The following is a 16184-nucleotide window of genomic DNA, read 5'->3' as shown; positions in this document are numbered from 1 at the left end:
GGAATTAACCCTCGGCAGAACGAATTGCGCTATCCAAATCCTCGGGACAGAGGTCGGCGCGCAGAAAATCCGCATCATGCGGCAATTGAAGATTGAGGCGGGTGATCACGCCAAATTGCAGGCGACCGTGGTCAAGTTGGTAATCCAGCACGTGACCGCCACCGTTGCGATCGTCGGTGACAAAGTGCTCGTGATAACCGGCCACGCCAACGCCCTGCATGTAATCAGGCGAACGGAAGCCAACCAGGGTGCCCTGACGTCGATGGAAGGCAAAGGTCGGCTGCTCTTCTATCGCCTCCAGCATCGGACGATAAGGCCGCTCCTGACGCGGCACGGTGCGGGTTTCCACATGGCTGAATTCACCGTCGACGCGCAGCGCGCAGAACAGGTTCGGCGAAGCCACCTGCTCATCGATACACTGGTGCAACTGCGCCTTGGTGATCGGACTGTCGAAGTATTGGGTGACGCTAGGTTGGAAAAAGGTGACAACGGCAAACGGGGTTTTCTGCTGCAAACTGGCCGGTCGTGCGCTGCCGTCGGCGCGCAACTGGTGAATTTCCTGGTCGAAAGCGATCAGTTCGCCGTCGAGGTGATTGAACGTTCCCAGGCCAAAGTTGCCGTGCTTGAGCAATTCGGCAATGGTGACCTCCCCTTCGTAAACGCCGCTGATCAGTGCGCTCATCAGCGAGATTTGATAGATCTCGCCCTCCCCAACGCTCAGCGACTGCCTGGCAAACCCTTGCGCCAAATGCTGCGCGCAGGAACACCCATGGTCTTCGTTCATAACTACTCCTCCACCAGCGCGGAGTGAAATGCTCCGCGCGTTCAAAAATGCCCACCCGTAGGTGAACAAAGATGTCGCCGGCAACGCGTTCAGTTGGAACGATTCAGCCAACGGCGACAAAAAAACCGGCACGGCAGGCCGGCGATGCCCAATGTCAACAACGGTTTAGATTCACTAATCATTGTTGGTAAACAGGGCATCAATTTGAACGGTTAATCTGGTGTTGAAGTCATCATCAATACCGCAGGCACACGCTGGAACCTGAGGGAAGTTCTGTATTTAAAGTTCTAAAAACCGCGAGTTTTATGCATTTTCTCTCTGTGCGGTGGGGTTCACGGCATGTCATCGCTTTCCGTAAGCCCGAAAAAAGAGTAGCCGCATTGCGACGGACGGAGAACCTGGTATTCATAAGAAACGCTTTTGCATATAATGCAAAGATGAATGACGCCCGCTATGTTGAACATCTGCCGATATTTCTCGAGGTCGCCCTGTTGGGCAGCTTCTCCGCCGCCGCTCGCAAGCTGGGAATGGTGCCTTCTTCGCTGGTACGCCACATTGATGCGCTGGAAAACGCGCTGGACGCCACGCTGTTTATCCGCTCTACGCGGGGTTTGATGCTGACGGATGCGGGCGAAAGGCTGCAGGCGCGAGCAAGCACGCTGCTGACGGATATCACCGACATCCGTGCCGAACTGGCTTCGTGGAACGATATGCCGCAAGGCACGCTGCGTATCAGCTGTCTGCCCACCTTCGGCAAAACCTATATCCTGCCGCTGTTGCCGACGCTGGCCGAACGCTATCCGCAACTGTTTGTCGACCTGGATTTGACCGAACGCCAAACCGATCCGACCCAGGAACTGTTGGATGCCGCCATTCGTATCGGCGAGCAAAAAGACAGCGGGCTGTACGCCAGCCGCATCGCGACCCAGCGCTGGGTGATGTGCGCCAGCCCTGATTATATCGCCCGTTACGGGCAGCCGGCCGACCTCAATGCATTGCCACAGCATCGATTGATTGCCCGTTACCATAAGCAACAACCGGCCTGCTGGGCGCAGATCCTCAGCGTTCCTCTGATGAGCCGCTGCAGCATGGTGCTGCGCTGTGACGACTTTACCGCTCAACGCCAGGCAGCGCTGCTGGGGTTGGGGCTCACCTTTTTGCCCAACTGGGTGGTCGGGCCGGATATTCAGGCCGGCCGCTTGCTGCAGATGTTGGAAGACCCGCGCCAGGAGCAACAGGGCATTTACCTGTTACGGCCGGTGGCGAAGGTATCCGCGCGGCTGAACCTGTTTATTACCCTGCTAAAACAAAGCATCGGTCAGCCACCTAGCTGGGAGTAACGCGGGGAAACCTGTCCCTGCAGCGCCGGGTTGTCGCTTTCATCTTTCAGTTCCACCCCGGTCAGCCGACGCTGGAAAGCCTGCTCCAGCAGCCAGGCCAGTTTGAATGCCGCCTGCGGATAATCCAGCCCTTCCGGACGCACGTTGGAGATGCAGTTGCGCTCCGACTCGCGCCGCCGGGTGTTCGGCCCCCAGGTAAGGTAAATACCGAGGCTGTCCGGCGACGATAAGCCCGGCCGCTCGCCGATCAACATCGCCACCGCTCTGGCCTGCAAACACTCGCCGATATCATCCCCCAGCGCGACCCGCGATTGGTGTGCCAATACCACAGGGGCAACCGAAAGCCCCATCCCATCGAGATAGGGTCGCAGCGCCTGCAACAACGGTAGCGCCTGACGGTGCACCGCCTTGGAGGATAAACCGTCCGCCACCACCAGCAGCAGATCGGCCGGTTTTTCCGGCTGGCCCAGCAGCAGGCTGCGGCTGTCAGGAGCCAAACGCCGCCCGAGATCCGGCCGACGGAGATAGGCGGTGCGATCGGCGGCCTGACTGTGCACCGTCAGGGTTTGCCAACCTTGCTCCTGCAATGTCCCGGCCAGCGTATCGCTATCAAACGGCTGATGTACCGCATCACGCGCCTGCGCGTGCGCCAGACCGAATTTAAGCAACTCCTCCGTAGGCAGGCTGGAGCCGGTACGCCCCAATGCAATGCGCGCATCGGTAAAGGCGCGCAGCGCGTCCCAACGGTTAACGTGCACCGGTTTGCTCATCGTCTCTCTCCCTGCAGGGCCAGTAGCAAAGGGTGATTGGCGGCGGTATCGCGCAGTTGACCCCGTTCATCGGTAATCTGCATTTTAGTCAGCCAGTCGGCAAACTCCGGTGCGTGCTTCAACCCCAGCAGCTCGCGGATATAGAGCGCGTCGTGGAATGAGGTGCTTTGATAATTGAGCATGATGTCGTCGGCACCCGGCACGCCAATCAGGAAAGTCAGCCCGGCGGTGGCCAACAGCGTCAGCAGCGTGTCCATGTCGTCCTGATCCGCCTCCGCGTGATTGGTGTAGCACACGTCGCACCCTAGCGGCAGACCAAGTAGCTTGCCGCAAAAATGATCCTCCAAGCCGGCGCGGATAATTTGTTTACCATCGTACAGATATTCCGGGCCGATAAAGCCGACCACGGTGTTGATCAACAACGGGGAGAAATGACGCGCCACCGCATAGGCCCGCGCTTCGCAGGTTTGCTGATCGACGCCATGATGTGCGTTGGACGACAAACAGCTGCCCTGCCCGGTTTCGAAATACATCACGTTATTGCCCAAGGTGCCGCGGTTAAGGCTCAGTGCCGCCTGCTGCGCTTCCGCCAGCAGCGCCAGATTGATGCCGAACCCCTGATTGGCCGCTTCGGTACCCGCGATCGACTGGAACACCAAATCCACAGGGACGCCACGCTCCATCAACCGCAGCGTATTGGTCACATGGGTCAGCACGCAGGATTGCGTCGGAATGGCGAAGCGCTGGATCACGTCGTCCAGCATGTAGTTGAGCTTTTCCAGCAGCGGCAGGCTGTCGCTGGCCGGGTTGATGCCGACGACCGCATCCCCGCAACCATACAGCAGGCCGTCGAGCATGCTGGCGGCAATGCCCTGCAGACTGTCGGTAGGATGATTCGGTTGCAACCGCACGCTGAGCCGCCCCGGCAGGCCGAGGGTATTGCGAAAACGCGTGATGACCCGGCACTTCTTCGCCACCAGGATCAGATCCTGATTGCGCATCAATTTACTCACTGCAGCCGCCATTTCCGGCGTAATGCCTGCTGCTACCCGTGCCAACATCGCGCTGTCCGCCTGCTCGCTCAAGAGCCAATCGCGGAAGTCCCCCACCGTCAGGTGCGATATCGGCGCAAAGGCCAACGCATCGTGGCTATCGACAATCAGCCGTGTGACCTCGTCATGTTCATAAGGCACCAGCAGTTGCTGAAGAAAGGTTTTTAGCGGCACATCCGCCAACGCGATGCGCGCCGCCATGCGTTCTTCTGCACTGTCCGCCGCCACCTCCGCCAGATAATCGCCGGAACGTGCCGGTGATGCCTTGGCCAGCAACTGGCGTAAATCGTTGAAGCGGTAGCTGCGCCGGCTAAGCGTGGCCTGATACATAGCGCCCCCTGTTCTGCCCTGAATGGTCGGTGGAAGTTGCAAACCCTGTACCAAGTGTAGTCAGTGGGCGTGTGAAATTATTTTTTGCCGGAAATCAGCCTATTGTCCCCATATCTCGGGCTATCCACGCTGCAGTGGCGTGCACTAAAATCATGCACGGCATTCCGCCTGCGGTCGCTTCGGGTTACAGTAGCCGCAACTAAGGAGCGGTAATGAGTCTGCAGCAGAAAATTATCCAATGGTTACAGCAAGATAACGAAAGAATGATGGCATTGCGCACCGCGCGACGACTCGGGCTGAATGACTGGTGCCTGGGGGCCGGCTTTGTGCGCAATCTGGTGTGGGATCAGCGCCACGGTTACGCTACGCCAACGCCGCTCAACGACATCGACGTGATCCATTTCGACCCACAGCGCCCGGAGGCGGAACGTGACCACATGCTGGAAACGCGGCTGCAAGAGTGGCTGCCACAGCCCTGGTCGGTGAAAAACCAGGCGCGTATGCATTTGCGTAGCGGTCGAGCCCCTTATCGCAATAGCGAAGACGCCATCAGCTTTTGGACAGAGGTAGAAACGGCCGTGGGTGCACGCCTGAATGCAGATGACAGCATTACGCTGGTCGCGCCGTTCGGTCTCGAGGGGCTGTTTGCCGACACTATTACCTTCAATGCCAAAAACGGCGACCTCGATGCCTATGAACAGCGGGTTGTCGGCAAGGGCTGGTTACAACGCTGGCCGCGCCTGCGGCAAATTCGCGGGTAAAGTTTTTCCCCAGGCTGCCGATACCCTGAGTAGCCATATCAAGACTCAGGGAGAGCATTATGTCGACCAGCATCACCATGATTGTTCCGGTGAAAAATACCGTACCCGGCGTCAGCAACGTTTTTAGCGCCCCCGGTAATACAGGCCAGGTGCTGATGGCCAAGCCGGTACATCAGCAACCTGAAGGCGACAAGTCTAATGAAACCAAAGCGGCGGGCGGTAGCGACCGGGTTAGCGTTTCCGACAGCAGCGCTTCAGCGCGCATCAAAGTGCTGAACAAACAGATTCAGGCTCTGCAGCAAAAACTGGTAGACCTGAAAGATTCAGACAGCGATCCCAAAGAGATCGAAAAACAGAAACAGCTGATCCAGGCGCAGATCAAGATGCTGCAGGCCGAGATCGCGCGGATTCAAAAAGAAGAGATGGAAAAACAGCAGGCCGAGCAGATGGCCAAGGCCAATGAGAGCATTGTCCCTGCCAAGGGCGATGGCATCAACCGCCCGACGGCGGCCAACGCCGTGGACGTGTATATCTGACTCAGTAGTCCGCCTGTTGTCGGCGTTGCTGCTGCAACAATGCCGCCTGCTGGCCAACCACTTGCCAGATGGCTTCCGCCGCGGGTGTCAGCGAACGGTTTTTACGCCGCACCAGCATCAGTGCGCGGTTGATTTCCGGCATCAGCCGACGCACCTTTAATTGCCCCCCTTCCGGCAGCGGTAACGCCAGCGCAGGAAAAATACTGATACCGATACCTGCCGCCACCATCGGGAACAACGTTGCCGGGTGGCCTATCTCTTGTACCACCTGCGCTTCCACGCCTTGCTGGCGCAACGCGCTGTCAATCAGCGGCCGGCTACCGGACGCATAGTCCTGCAATACCAGACGACTGCCGTTCAGCGCCGACCAGTGCACCTCGGCCAGCCCGGCGAAGGGGTGATCGTTACGGCACAGCAGCAGGAAGGGCTCGTGCAGGATGGGTTCGCAGTCCAGATCCACCGCCTGGACCGGATCCACCACGATGCCAAAATCCACTTCGGCGTTGCGAATGCTGTGCAGGACCTGTTGCTGTGCCTGATCGCGCAGCATAATGCGAATATCCGGATACTGCTTTTCCCCTGCCGCAATGCACTGCGGCATCAGGTGTGCGGAGATGGTTTGGCTGGACGCCACCCGTACCGTACCGCTGCGCTGCACGCCGAAGCTGCGCGCATCCAGCAATGACGACTGCAGCTCATCCAGCAAGCGCTCAACGCGGTTGGCCAACCGCTGCCCGGCGTCGGTCAGCACCACTTCGCGAGTGGTGCGATCGAGCAGGCGAACGCCGACCTCCGCTTCCAGCTCTTTCACGCTGTGGCTGACCGCCGACTGCGTCAGACCAATGGCCTCACCGGCCCGGCTGAAACTGCGGTGGCGGGCAATGGCGACAAACACCTTGAGCTGCTTAATCGAGTAATTCATGTTTTTTATTCATAAATGAATTAAATAAATCAATTTAATTATTATATCCCGCCGCGCGACAATGGGCGCATTGATTTTTCATCCGAGTACGCCGCCATGAGATTCTTACCCGATCGCTTTACCCTGACGTTGATCGCCACCGTGCTGCTGGCTTCGTTCCTGCCTGCGCGCGGCGAGTTCGTCGGCTGGCTGAACGCACTGACCATCGCCGCCATTGCCCTGCTGTTCTTTATGCACGGCGCCAAGCTGTCGCGCGAAGCCATTCTGGCCGGCAGCAACAACTGGCGGCTGCATCTGTGGGTGATGTTCAGCACCTTCATTATTTTCCCGGCGCTGGGCGTGCTGTTTAAATGGTGGTCGCCGGTCAACGTCAGCCCGGAACTGTATTCCGGCTTTATTTATCTGTGCATTCTGCCCGCCACCGTGCAATCGGCCATCGCCTTTACTTCGCTGGCAGGCGGCAACGTGGCGGCGGCGGTATGCAGCGCTTCAGCGTCAAGCCTGCTGGGGATTTTCGTTTCGCCGCTGCTGGTGGGGCTGCTGATGAACGTTCACGGTGAAACCGGCAGCCTGCAGCAGGTGGGTTCCATCGTCCTGCAGCTGTTAGTGCCCTTTGTGGCCGGTCACCTGTCGCGCCCGCTGATTGGTAAATGGATTGAACGCAACCGTAAGCTGATTGGCAAGACCGATCAGACTTCGATCCTGTTGGTGGTTTACGCGGCCTTCAGCGAAGCCGTCACCCACGGTATCTGGCATCAGGTCGGGTTGGGTTCGCTGGTGTTTATCATCGTTGGCAGCCTGGTGCTGCTGACGATCGTGCTGGTGGTGAACACTTACATGGCGCGCTGGCTGGGCTTTAGTAAAGCCGATGAGATCACCATCGTGTTCTGCGGCTCGAAGAAAAGCCTGGCGAACGGTATCCCGATGGCCAATATCCTGTTCCCGGCCGCTACCGTGGGGATTATGGTGCTGCCGCTGATGGTGTTCCACCAGGTACAGCTGATGACCTGCGCCGTGCTGGCGCGGCGCTATCAAAAGAAACAGCAGGAAAAACAGGCGGTGCCAAACGCCGAAACGGCGCGGGGATAATCAAACGGGCGCGACGATTGCCGCGCCGGCTACTCAACTTTTCTTCAGCGGCTTGACCAGGTGGTCGAGCCCTTCGATTTTAATCGCCAGCGTCATTTCCATCAGCATGCCGAGTTTGCCGTTCGGGAACTCCCCCTTGCGAGCAAACCACAGCAGGTACTCCTCGGGCAGGTCAATCAGCACCCGCCCCTGGTATTTGCCGAACGGCATCACGGTGTTGGCGATTTCCAGCAGGTTTTCTTTTTCCATCAGGCACCCAACAGGCGGATCATTTCCGCTTCGTCGATCACCGCAATGCCCAGTTCTTGCGCCTTCACCAGCTTGGAACCGGCGGCTTCCCCGGCAATCACCAAATCGGTTTTCTTCGAGACGCTGCCGCTGACCTTGGCGCCCAATGCCGTCAGGCGATCTTTGGCCTCATCGCGTGAAAGCTGGCTCAATGAGCCTGTCAACACCACGGTTTTACCGGCAAACGGGCTGTCGATTTCGTCCGCCACTATCACCACCGGCGCCGGCCAGTTGATGCCTATTTCGTCGCTGATCAGTTCATTGATAACCTTCTGGTTAAGCTCCTCGTCCAGGAAATGCCGCGTGTGTTTCGCTACCACTTCACCGACGTCAGGCACTTCTTTCAAAGCCTCGATGTCAGCCGCAAACAGCTTCTCCAGCGTGCCAAAATGCGCGGCCAGATTGGCGGCCGTGGCTTCACCGACCTCACGGATGCCCAACGCATACAGGAAACGGGCGAAGGTGGTTTGCTTGGACTTCTCCAGCGCGTTGACCAGATTCTGCGCTGATTTCGGCCCCATGCGATCCAACCCGGTGAGAATGCCGGCGGACAGGCGGAACAGATCGGCCGGGTTCTTGACGTACTCTTTTTCCACCAGCTGTTCGATGATTTTGTCGCCCATGCCGTCGACGTCCAACGCTCTGCGGGAAACGAAATGCTTCAGTGCTTCTTTACGCTGCGCGGCGCAAATCAGCCCGCCGGTGCAGCGTGCCACCGCTTCGCCTTCAACTCTTTCGACATCGGAACCGCATACCGGACAGTGTTGCGGGAATACAACTTCACGCGCGTCTGCAGGGCGGCGATCGGTCATCACCCCAACCACCTGCGGGATCACGTCACCCGCGCGGCGCACGATCACCGTGTCGCCAATGCGCAGGCCCAAACGCTCAATTTCGTCGGCGTTATGCAGCGTGGCGTTGCTGACAATCACCCCGGCAACCAGCACCGGCTCCAGGCGCGCCACGGGGGTAATAGCCCCGGTACGACCAACCTGGAACTCCACCTCGCGCACCAGGGTAATCTGTTCCTGCGCCGGGAATTTGAACGCCGTTGCCCAACGTGGCGCACGCGCCACAAAGCCGAGCGTTTCTTGCAGATCGATATCGTCGATCTTCACCACCACGCCGTCGATATCAAAGCCGAGCTGCGCACGGTCTTGCTCAACCTGACGATAGAATGCCAATACCTCGTCACTGCCGGTACAACATTTGGCGCGATCGCTAACCGGCAAGCCCCACGCTTTGAACTGCATCAGCCGCTGCCAGTGGCTGCGCGGCAACTCGCCCCCTTCCAGCAGGCCAACGCCATAGCAGAAGAAGGTCAGTGGACGCTTGGCGGTGATGCGCGGATCAAGCTGACGGATCGACCCGGCGGCGGCGTTACGCGGATTGGCAAAGATTTTGCCGTCTTTGCGACGCGCCTCTTCGTTCATCTGCTCGAAACCGGCCTGCGGCATAAAGACTTCGCCACGCACTTCCAGCCGACGCGGGATGTTGTCACCGGTCAGACGCAGCGGAATGGCGCGGATGGTACGCACGTTGGAGGTAATGTTTTCACCGGTGGTGCCGTCGCCGCGCGTGGCAGCGCGCACCAGCTCGCCGTCTTCGTACAGCAAACTGACCGCCAGGCCGTCCAGTTTCAGTTCACAGCAGAAGGTCAGCGGCTCGCTGCTCTTCAGGCGATCCTGCACCCGCTTGTAGAACGCCAGGAAGCTCTCTTCGTCAAAAACGTTGTCCAGCGACAGCATCGGCACTTCATGGCGTACCTGATCGAACGCCGCCAAAGGGGCCGCGCCCACGCGCTGGGTGGGCGAGTCGGCGGTGATCAACTCAGGATGTGCGCTTTCCAGCTCGCGCAGTTCACGCATCAGGCGATCGTATTCCGCATCCGGCACTTCCGGTGCGTCGAGCACATGATATTGATATTCGTGATGGCGCAGTGAGGCTCGTAGTTGATTGATTTGTTGGATTATCGATTCCATGGCTCACCATCAAAGATAAAAAACCCCCGGCAGGCGGGGGCTTTGTTGTTACGGATGTTCAGTGCGCGTAGCAGCCGTTTAGTCGTTGTTATCCAACACTTCACGAATGCGCGCTTTGTAGGTTTCCAGCTTCTGCGGGGTCATCATGCGGCGCTCGTCGTCCAGCACCACACCACCCACGTCGTCGGCGATCCGCTGTGCCGACTGCAGCATCAGCTTGAAGTTCTGATTAGCGTCGCCATACGACGGCACCATCATGAACATCGATACGCCCGGCGTCGAGAAATCGGACATCATCTCAGGATCAAAGGACCCTGGTTTAACCATATTCGCCAGGCTAAACAGCACAGGACCGCTGCCCGCAGGGCTGATATGGCGATGGAAGATGCCCATTTCGCCAAACTGGAAGCCCGCCTGCAGCACGCTCTGCAGCAGAACTTCGCCGCCGATCACGCCCCCCTGATGTGCGGTAACGTGCAGCACCAGTACGGTTTCTTTCAGTTTTGCCGGTTTGACGGCAGCAGGTGCAGGCTGAGGCTCGTGCACCACCGCTGGCTTCTCTTCCGGCTGTGGCTGATGAGCAGGTTCGGCGTGGAACGCCGGCTCCGCTGCATGCGCCACTGGCGGCAGATCGTCAACGCGCGGTTCACGGCGCGGCGCAGGCTGCTGCGGCTCGTCGTCTTCATCCTGCGCGTAGTTGTCCAGCAGGATGTCATCATAATCCGGTCGCTGAGACAGCGGTGGCGGAGACTGATGAGCAGCCGGTTGAACGGCACGCGGTGCTGGCTCAGCCGCCGGAGCGGGCTTGGGCGCAACCACGGGTTCTTCGCGAGCGGCATCAAAATGACCAAAGGACGGCTCATCTTGCGGGTGAGCGGAGCGTACACGCACCTCTCCCACGCCTTCATCGAGATCGTCGATCGGGGATTGTTCACGTTCCTTTTTGGAACGTTTGGCTGGGCGATCGCGAAAAAGCGATGAGCGTTCCTTACGACTGGTCCAAAGACCGTGCAATAACAACGCTATTATGGCGATCGCGCCAACAACGATTAATATCAGACGCAAATCCTGCATCATTGCTATCTCTGTTGTTCCAATACATTGCCACCGCGGCAAACATTCACTCTTTAACTCTATTTGCCCAAGCACACAAGTGCAAGTCCGTGCTGAACTTTATGCCAATAAAGATGATTATTCTGCCTTTTTTTGCTGTTTTTTCAGCCAATGTCACCCTAGCCAGTAGAAAATCATCCCGATATGATAGCGATGCCTGTTCAGACAAAGAGATAACTTAAGATATGTCCTATTCGCAGTCACCTTCTCACTCCACCAGCGGCCTTCATTATTTTGCCGAAGGCTGGCGCCTGATTTCGCGCCCGGGGATTAAACGCTATGTCGTCTTGCCGTTACTGGTCAACGTGCTGTTGATGGGATCCGCCTTCTGGTGGCTGTTCAGTCAGCTTGGTGACTGGATCCCCAGCATGATGAGCCATGTGCCGACCTGGCTGCAGTGGCTAAGCTACGTTTTGTGGCCGCTGGCGGTGATCTCCGTCCTGTTGGTGTTCAGCTATCTGTTCAGCACCATTACCAACCTGATTGCCGCCCCGTTCTGTGGCTTGCTGGCCGAACAGTTGGAAGGCAGCCTGACCGGCAAACCGCTGCCGGATACCGGCATTTTTGGCATTGTGAAAGATCTGCCGCGCATTATGGCGCGCGAATGGCGCAAGCTGGCCTACTACCTGCCGCGCGCGCTGGTGCTGTTGATACTCTATTTCATCCCGGGCATCGGCCAAACGGTGGCGCCGGTGCTGTGGTTCCTGTTCAGCGCCTGGATGTTGGCCATCCAGTATTGCGACTACCCGTTCGATAACCATAAGGTAAGCTTTGCCGATATGCGTCGCGCGCTGCGCCAGCATAAAACCGACAACCTGCAGTTTGGCGCCATGGTCAGCCTGTTCACCATGATCCCCATCCTTAACCTGGTGATCCTGCCGGTCGCGGTGTGCGGTGCCACCGCCATGTGGGTCGATCGTTATCGCCCACAATTCGTCCGTTCCTGAGCCGTTTTATTGGCCGCATTACGATTAATTCTTCGACAGGGCGCGCAATTTGCGCCCTTATCCTTGTGCTTAAAACTTATTTCCTAATAACATATAGATATACCAATTCTTTACTTCCCTGCCGGTACTGTTAGCGTATGCTTTCGACGTTCCCCACATTTTTCATAGAGTTAAAGGACGGGCTATGAGCAAGATATATGAAGACAACTCATTAACAATCGGCCATACGCCGCTGGTTCGTCTGAACCGTATCGGCAACGGACGCATTCTGGCCAAGGTTGAATCACGCAACCCCAGCTTTAGCGTTAAATGCCGCATCGGTGCCAATATGATTTGGGACGCAGAAAAACGTGGCATTTTGGTCGCCGGTAAAGAACTGGTGGAGCCGACCAGCGGCAACACCGGCATTGCGCTGGCATTCGTCGCCGCGGCGCGTGGCTACAAGCTGACGCTGACCATGCCGGAAACCATGAGCATCGAACGCCGCAAGCTGCTTAAAGCGCTGGGCGCCAACCTGGTGCTGACCGAAGGCGCAAAAGGCATGAAGGGCGCGATCGCCAAGGCGGAAGAAATCGTCGCCACCGATCCGAACCGCTACATCATCCTGCAGCAGTTCAGCAACCCGGCTAACCCGGCGATCCACGAACAAACTACCGGCCCGGAAATCTGGGACGACACCGATGGCGAAGTTGACGTATTCATCTCCGGCGTCGGTACCGGCGGCACGCTGACCGGTGTCAGCCGCTACATCAAAAACACCAAGGGCAAGGCGATCACAACCGTGGCGGTGGAGCCAACCGATTCACCGGTCATCAGCCAGGCGCTGGCGGGTGAAGAAATCAAACCGGGCCCGCACAAAATTCAGGGCATCGGCGCAGGCTTTATCCCCGGCAACCTGGATCTCGATCTGGTGGACCGCGTGGAACAAATCACCAACGACGAGGCCATCAGCATGGCGCGCCGCCTGATGGACGAAGAAGGCATCCTGGCGGGCATTTCCTCCGGTGCCGCGGTAGCCGCAGCGGTGAAATTGGCCGAAGAACCGGCGTTCGCCGACAAAACTATCGTGGTGATTTTGCCGTCTTCCGGCGAACGTTATTTGAGCACCGCCCTGTTCGCCGATTTGTTCACCGAGCAAGAATTGCAACAGTAGTGCCAGCCGCGCATAAATCGCTAAAAAAGCACCTTTCGGGGTGCTTTTTTGTGGGCTGGATCAAAGTTTATAGCAGTCAAAGATTGATTTTACCCGTCAGCTTTAGTATTTAACGGTGCATTATTTCGATGCGCAAAATTAATCGCCCTTCATTTCTTGTTTAGGCTGAATCGATTTACTCATTTGTCGCTGATGCGTTAAACACGGCATAATGAAGCGCGGATTGAAACGACGGCGGAAGCCAAATTTTTTGATCTGAAGTGCCAAACTCGTCGTTTTCTGTTGCATCAATGCTCGCCCCTGTACCATAGTCAGGCGCTAACCAGACAAGCTAAAGTCATACCCTTGGGCTAAACTTTAGCTCCACGACACACCAATAAGTTGGGGAAACATCAATGTTCCAGCAAGAAGTTACTATTACCGCTCCGAATGGTCTGCACACTCGCCCTGCCGCTCAGTTCGTTAAAGAAGCCAAAGGCTTCACTTCTGACATCACCGTGACCTCTAACGGGAAAAGCGCCAGCGCCAAAAGCCTGTTCAAACTGCAAACTCTGGGGCTGACTCAAGGGACCGTAGTGACCATCTCCGCTGAAGGTGAAGACGAGCAGAAAGCCGTTGAGCACTTGGTAAAACTGATGGCAGAGCTTGAGTAATCGGCCCGTCTTCTTAGTTAACACCAGTCAAGAGTAAGGTAGGGTTATGATTTCAGGCATTTTAGTATCACCGGGTATCGCTTTTGGTAAGGCTCTCCTACTGAAAGAAGATGAAATTGTCATCAACCGGAAGAAAATCTCTGCAGATGATGTAGAGCAGGAAGTCTCACGTTTTCTTGCCGGCCGCGCCAAAGCGTCCGAGCAGTTGGAAGCGATCAAGACCAAAGCTGGCGAAACCTTCGGCGAAGAGAAAGAAGCTATCTTCGAAGGCCACATCATGCTGTTGGAAGACGAAGAGCTTGAGCAGGAAATCATAGCCCTAATCAAAGATGAGTTGGCTTCTGCAGACGCTGCGGCCTACACCATCATCGAAGGCCAGGCGAAAGCACTGGAAGAACTTGACGATGAATACCTGAAAGAGCGTGCGGCCGACGTACGCGACATCGGTAAACGCCTGCTGCAGAACATTCTGGGCCTGGCTATCGTCGATCTGAGCGCCATCCAGGACGAAGTTATCCTGGTCGCTACCGATTTGACCCCGTCTGAGACCGCACAGTTGAACCTGGACAAGGTGCTGGGCTTCATTACCGATCTCGGCGGCCGGACCTCCCACACCTCCATCATGGCTCGCTCCCTGGAATTGCCGGCAATCGTAGGCACCAGCGACGTGACCAAGCAGGTGAAGAACGACGACTATCTGATTCTGGATGCGGTTAACAACAAAATTTACGTTAACCCGACCGCTGACGTTATCGATCAGCTGAAAGCCGAACAGAACCAGTACGTCACCGAGAAAAACGATCTGGCCAAGCTGAAAGATCTGCCGGCGATTACGCTGGACGGTCATCAGGTTGAAGTCTGTGCCAACATCGGTACCGTGCGCGACGTCGCCGGTGCAGAGCGCAACGGCGCAGAAGGTGTTGGCCTGTATCGTACCGAATTCCTGTTCATGGACCGCGATTCACTGCCGACTGAAGACGAGCAGTTCCAGGCTTACAAAGCCGTTGCGGAAGCCATGGGCTCACAGGCCGTGATCGTCCGTACCATGGACATCGGCGGCGACAAAGACCTGCCGTACATGAACCTGCCGAAAGAAGAGAACCCGTTCCTCGGCTGGCGCGCGATTCGTATCGCCATGGACCGCAGAGAAATCCTGCACGCGCAACTGCGCGCCATCCTGCGCGCTTCCGCGTTCGGCAAACTGCGCATCATGTTCCCGATGATCATTTCCGTGGAAGAAGTCCGCGATCTGAAAGGTGAAATCGAGACGCTGAAGGCGCAGCTGCGTGAAGAATCCAAGGCCTTTGACGAGACCATTGAAGTGGGCGTAATGGTGGAAACACCGGCCGCGGCAGTGATTGCTCATCACCTGGCGAAAGAAGTCGACTTCTTTAGTATTGGGACAAACGATCTAACCCAGTATACTCTGGCGGTAGATCGCGGCAATGAGCTGATTTCTCATCTCTATAACCCGATGTCCCCATCAGTGCTTGGCCTGATCAAACAGGTTATTGATGCATCTCATGCAGAAGGCAAGTGGACCGGTATGTGCGGTGAACTGGCTGGCGATGAGCGTGCTACACTGTTGTTATTGGGCATGGGGCTGGATGAGTTCAGCATGAGTGCGATTTCAATCCCGCGCATCAAGAAAATTATTCGTAATACTAATTTCGAAGATGTGAAGGCGTTGGCAGCGCAAGCCTTGGCACAGCCAACGGCGCAAGATCTGATGAATTGCGTGAATAAATTCATCGAAGAAAAGACGCTCTGCTAAACTTCCACGACACTGGAACGCCGCCCAATTTAATGCTTAGGAGAAGATCATGGGTTTGTTCGATAAACTGAAATCTCTGGTTTCTGATGACAAGAAAGACACGGGCACTATCGAGATCGTAGCTCCACTTTCTGGCGAAATCGTTAATATCGAAGATGTGCCTGACGTAGTATTTGCTGAAAAAATCGTTGGCGACGGTATTGCCATCAAACCTACCGGCAACAAAATGGTTGCCCCGGTTGACGGTACTATCGGTAAAATTTTCGAAACCAACCATGCTTTCTCTATCGAATCCGACAGCGGCATCGAGCTGTTTGTCCACTTCGGTATCGACACCGTTGAACTGAAAGGCGAAGGCTTCAAACGCATCGCTGAAGAAGGCCAGCGCGTCAAGAAAGGTGACGTCGTTATCGAGTTCAACCTGGCCCTGCTGGAAGAGAAAGCCAAGTCTATCCTGACGCCGGTGGTTATCTCCAACATGGACGAGATCAAAGAGCTGATCAAACTGACCGGTAACGTAACCGTTGGTGAGACCCCAATCATCCGCATCAAGAAGTAATTGCGAATGAAATAAGAACGGCGCCCTTGGCGCCGTTTTTTTATGTCACCAGGCTGAATCAGTATGTACTGCACGTACACTCCGAGGCATTTTCAAGCTGCCTGCACCGATAACGCCTATTGTACAACTGA

General features: G+C 56.7%; 17 protein-coding genes. 9 read left to right on the top strand and 8 right to left on the bottom strand.

Translation table 11 applies throughout. The features are described 5' to 3' along the window. Positions 1-4 precede the first annotated feature (4 nt). A complete protein-coding gene (gene budA / locus AC1RKG_RS19605; protein WP_410528877.1) occupies positions 5-784 on the bottom strand; it encodes an acetolactate decarboxylase in 780 nt (259 codons plus the stop codon). A 437-nt stretch (positions 785-1221) separates the two neighbouring features. On the opposite strand from budA, the gene AC1RKG_RS19600 reads away from it, so the two are divergent. Beyond that, positions 1222-2124 carry a LysR family transcriptional regulator gene (locus tag AC1RKG_RS19600; RefSeq protein ID WP_493183612.1) on the top strand — a complete coding sequence of 301 codons (903 nt, stop codon included), beginning with the start codon at positions 1222-1224 and terminating at the stop codon, positions 2122-2124. On the opposite strand, the gene eutC is transcribed toward AC1RKG_RS19600, so the two are convergent. Continuing rightward, positions 2103-2894 carry an ethanolamine ammonia-lyase subunit EutC gene (eutC, locus tag AC1RKG_RS19595; protein WP_046372992.1) on the bottom strand — a complete coding sequence of 264 codons (792 nt, stop codon included), beginning with the start codon at positions 2892-2894 and terminating at the stop codon, positions 2103-2105. The genes AC1RKG_RS19600 and eutC overlap by 22 nt on opposite strands. Beyond that, on the bottom strand, positions 2891-4276 hold the full coding sequence (locus AC1RKG_RS19590; protein ID WP_046372991.1) for an ethanolamine ammonia-lyase subunit EutB: 1386 nt from the start codon (positions 4274-4276) through the stop codon (positions 2891-2893). The genes eutC and AC1RKG_RS19590 overlap by 4 nt, the downstream gene beginning before the upstream one ends. 212 nt (positions 4277-4488) lie before the next feature. Here AC1RKG_RS19590 and AC1RKG_RS19585 point away from each other — a divergent pair, with 212 nt between their 5' ends. After that, positions 4489-5037, top strand: coding sequence for a nucleotidyltransferase family protein (locus AC1RKG_RS19585; protein ID WP_046372990.1), 549 nt, complete (start codon positions 4489-4491; stop codon positions 5035-5037). A gap of 59 nt (positions 5038-5096) precedes the next feature. Then, positions 5097-5573, top strand: a complete 477-nt coding sequence (locus AC1RKG_RS19580) for a FlxA-like family protein (protein WP_020827982.1) — start codon at positions 5097-5099, stop codon at positions 5571-5573. Position 5574: 1 nt separating this feature from the next. Here AC1RKG_RS19580 and AC1RKG_RS19575 read toward each other — a convergent pair whose 3' ends face one another. Next, positions 5575-6495: a LysR family transcriptional regulator gene (locus AC1RKG_RS19575; RefSeq protein ID WP_122079957.1), complete on the bottom strand. Its 921-nt coding sequence runs from the start codon at positions 6493-6495 to the stop codon at positions 5575-5577. A 96-nt stretch (positions 6496-6591) separates the two neighbouring features. Between AC1RKG_RS19575 and AC1RKG_RS19570 the strand changes: the two genes are divergently transcribed. Then, a complete protein-coding gene (locus tag AC1RKG_RS19570; protein WP_048760964.1) occupies positions 6592-7584 on the top strand; it encodes a bile acid:sodium symporter family protein in 993 nt (330 codons plus the stop codon). 33 nt (positions 7585-7617) lie between these two features. Here AC1RKG_RS19570 and AC1RKG_RS19565 read toward each other — a convergent pair whose 3' ends face one another. From AC1RKG_RS19565 to zipA, 3 genes are all read right to left on the bottom strand, one after another. Beyond that, entirely contained in the window at positions 7618-7833 is a 216-nt protein-coding gene (locus AC1RKG_RS19565) for a DUF3820 family protein (protein WP_020827985.1), read from the bottom strand. Next, on the bottom strand, positions 7833-9854 hold the full coding sequence (gene ligA, locus AC1RKG_RS19560; RefSeq protein WP_020827986.1) for an NAD-dependent DNA ligase LigA: 2022 nt from the start codon (positions 9852-9854) through the stop codon (positions 7833-7835). The genes AC1RKG_RS19565 and ligA overlap by 1 nt, the downstream gene beginning before the upstream one ends. Positions 9855-9932: 78 nt before the next feature. Then, complete coding sequence (zipA, locus tag AC1RKG_RS19555; protein ID WP_020827987.1) at positions 9933-10931, bottom strand: cell division protein ZipA; 999 nt, start codon at positions 10929-10931, stop codon at positions 9933-9935. Positions 10932-11152: 221 nt separating this feature from the next. Here zipA and cysZ point away from each other — a divergent pair, with 221 nt between their 5' ends. Further along, on the top strand, positions 11153-11914 hold the full coding sequence (gene cysZ, locus AC1RKG_RS19550; protein ID WP_020827988.1) for a sulfate transporter CysZ: 762 nt from the start codon (positions 11153-11155) through the stop codon (positions 11912-11914). Positions 11915-12098: 184 nt separating this feature from the next. Continuing rightward, positions 12099-13067 carry a cysteine synthase A gene (cysK, locus tag AC1RKG_RS19545; RefSeq protein WP_128864650.1) on the top strand — a complete coding sequence of 323 codons (969 nt, stop codon included), beginning with the start codon at positions 12099-12101 and terminating at the stop codon, positions 13065-13067. 138 nt (positions 13068-13205) lie between these two features. Here cysK and AC1RKG_RS19540 read toward each other — a convergent pair whose 3' ends face one another. Further along, positions 13206-13355 (bottom strand): hypothetical protein, encoded by a 150-nt coding sequence (locus AC1RKG_RS19540; protein WP_020827990.1) that lies wholly within the window; start codon positions 13353-13355, stop codon positions 13206-13208. A 107-nt stretch (positions 13356-13462) separates the two neighbouring features. Between AC1RKG_RS19540 and ptsH the strand changes: the two genes are divergently transcribed. Genes ptsH through crr form a run of 3 tightly spaced genes read left to right on the top strand, consistent with a single transcriptional unit; the run spans position 13463 to position 16053 of the window. After that, positions 13463-13720, top strand: a complete 258-nt coding sequence (gene ptsH, locus AC1RKG_RS19535) for a phosphocarrier protein Hpr (protein WP_004936458.1) — start codon at positions 13463-13465, stop codon at positions 13718-13720. Between the two features lie 46 nt (positions 13721-13766). Continuing rightward, entirely contained in the window at positions 13767-15494 is a 1728-nt protein-coding gene (gene ptsI, locus AC1RKG_RS19530) for a phosphoenolpyruvate-protein phosphotransferase PtsI (RefSeq protein ID WP_020827991.1), read from the top strand. 49 nt (positions 15495-15543) lie between these two features. Continuing rightward, positions 15544-16053, top strand: a complete 510-nt coding sequence (gene crr / locus AC1RKG_RS19525) for a PTS glucose transporter subunit IIA (RefSeq protein WP_012146162.1) — start codon at positions 15544-15546, stop codon at positions 16051-16053. Positions 16054-16184: the final 131 nt, after the last annotated feature.

This window comes from Serratia sp. GW822-FHT06D09 (assembly GCF_058799515.1).
Note: the sequence above shows the minus strand (reverse complement) of the source record. Positions and strands in the feature narration are given on the sequence as shown.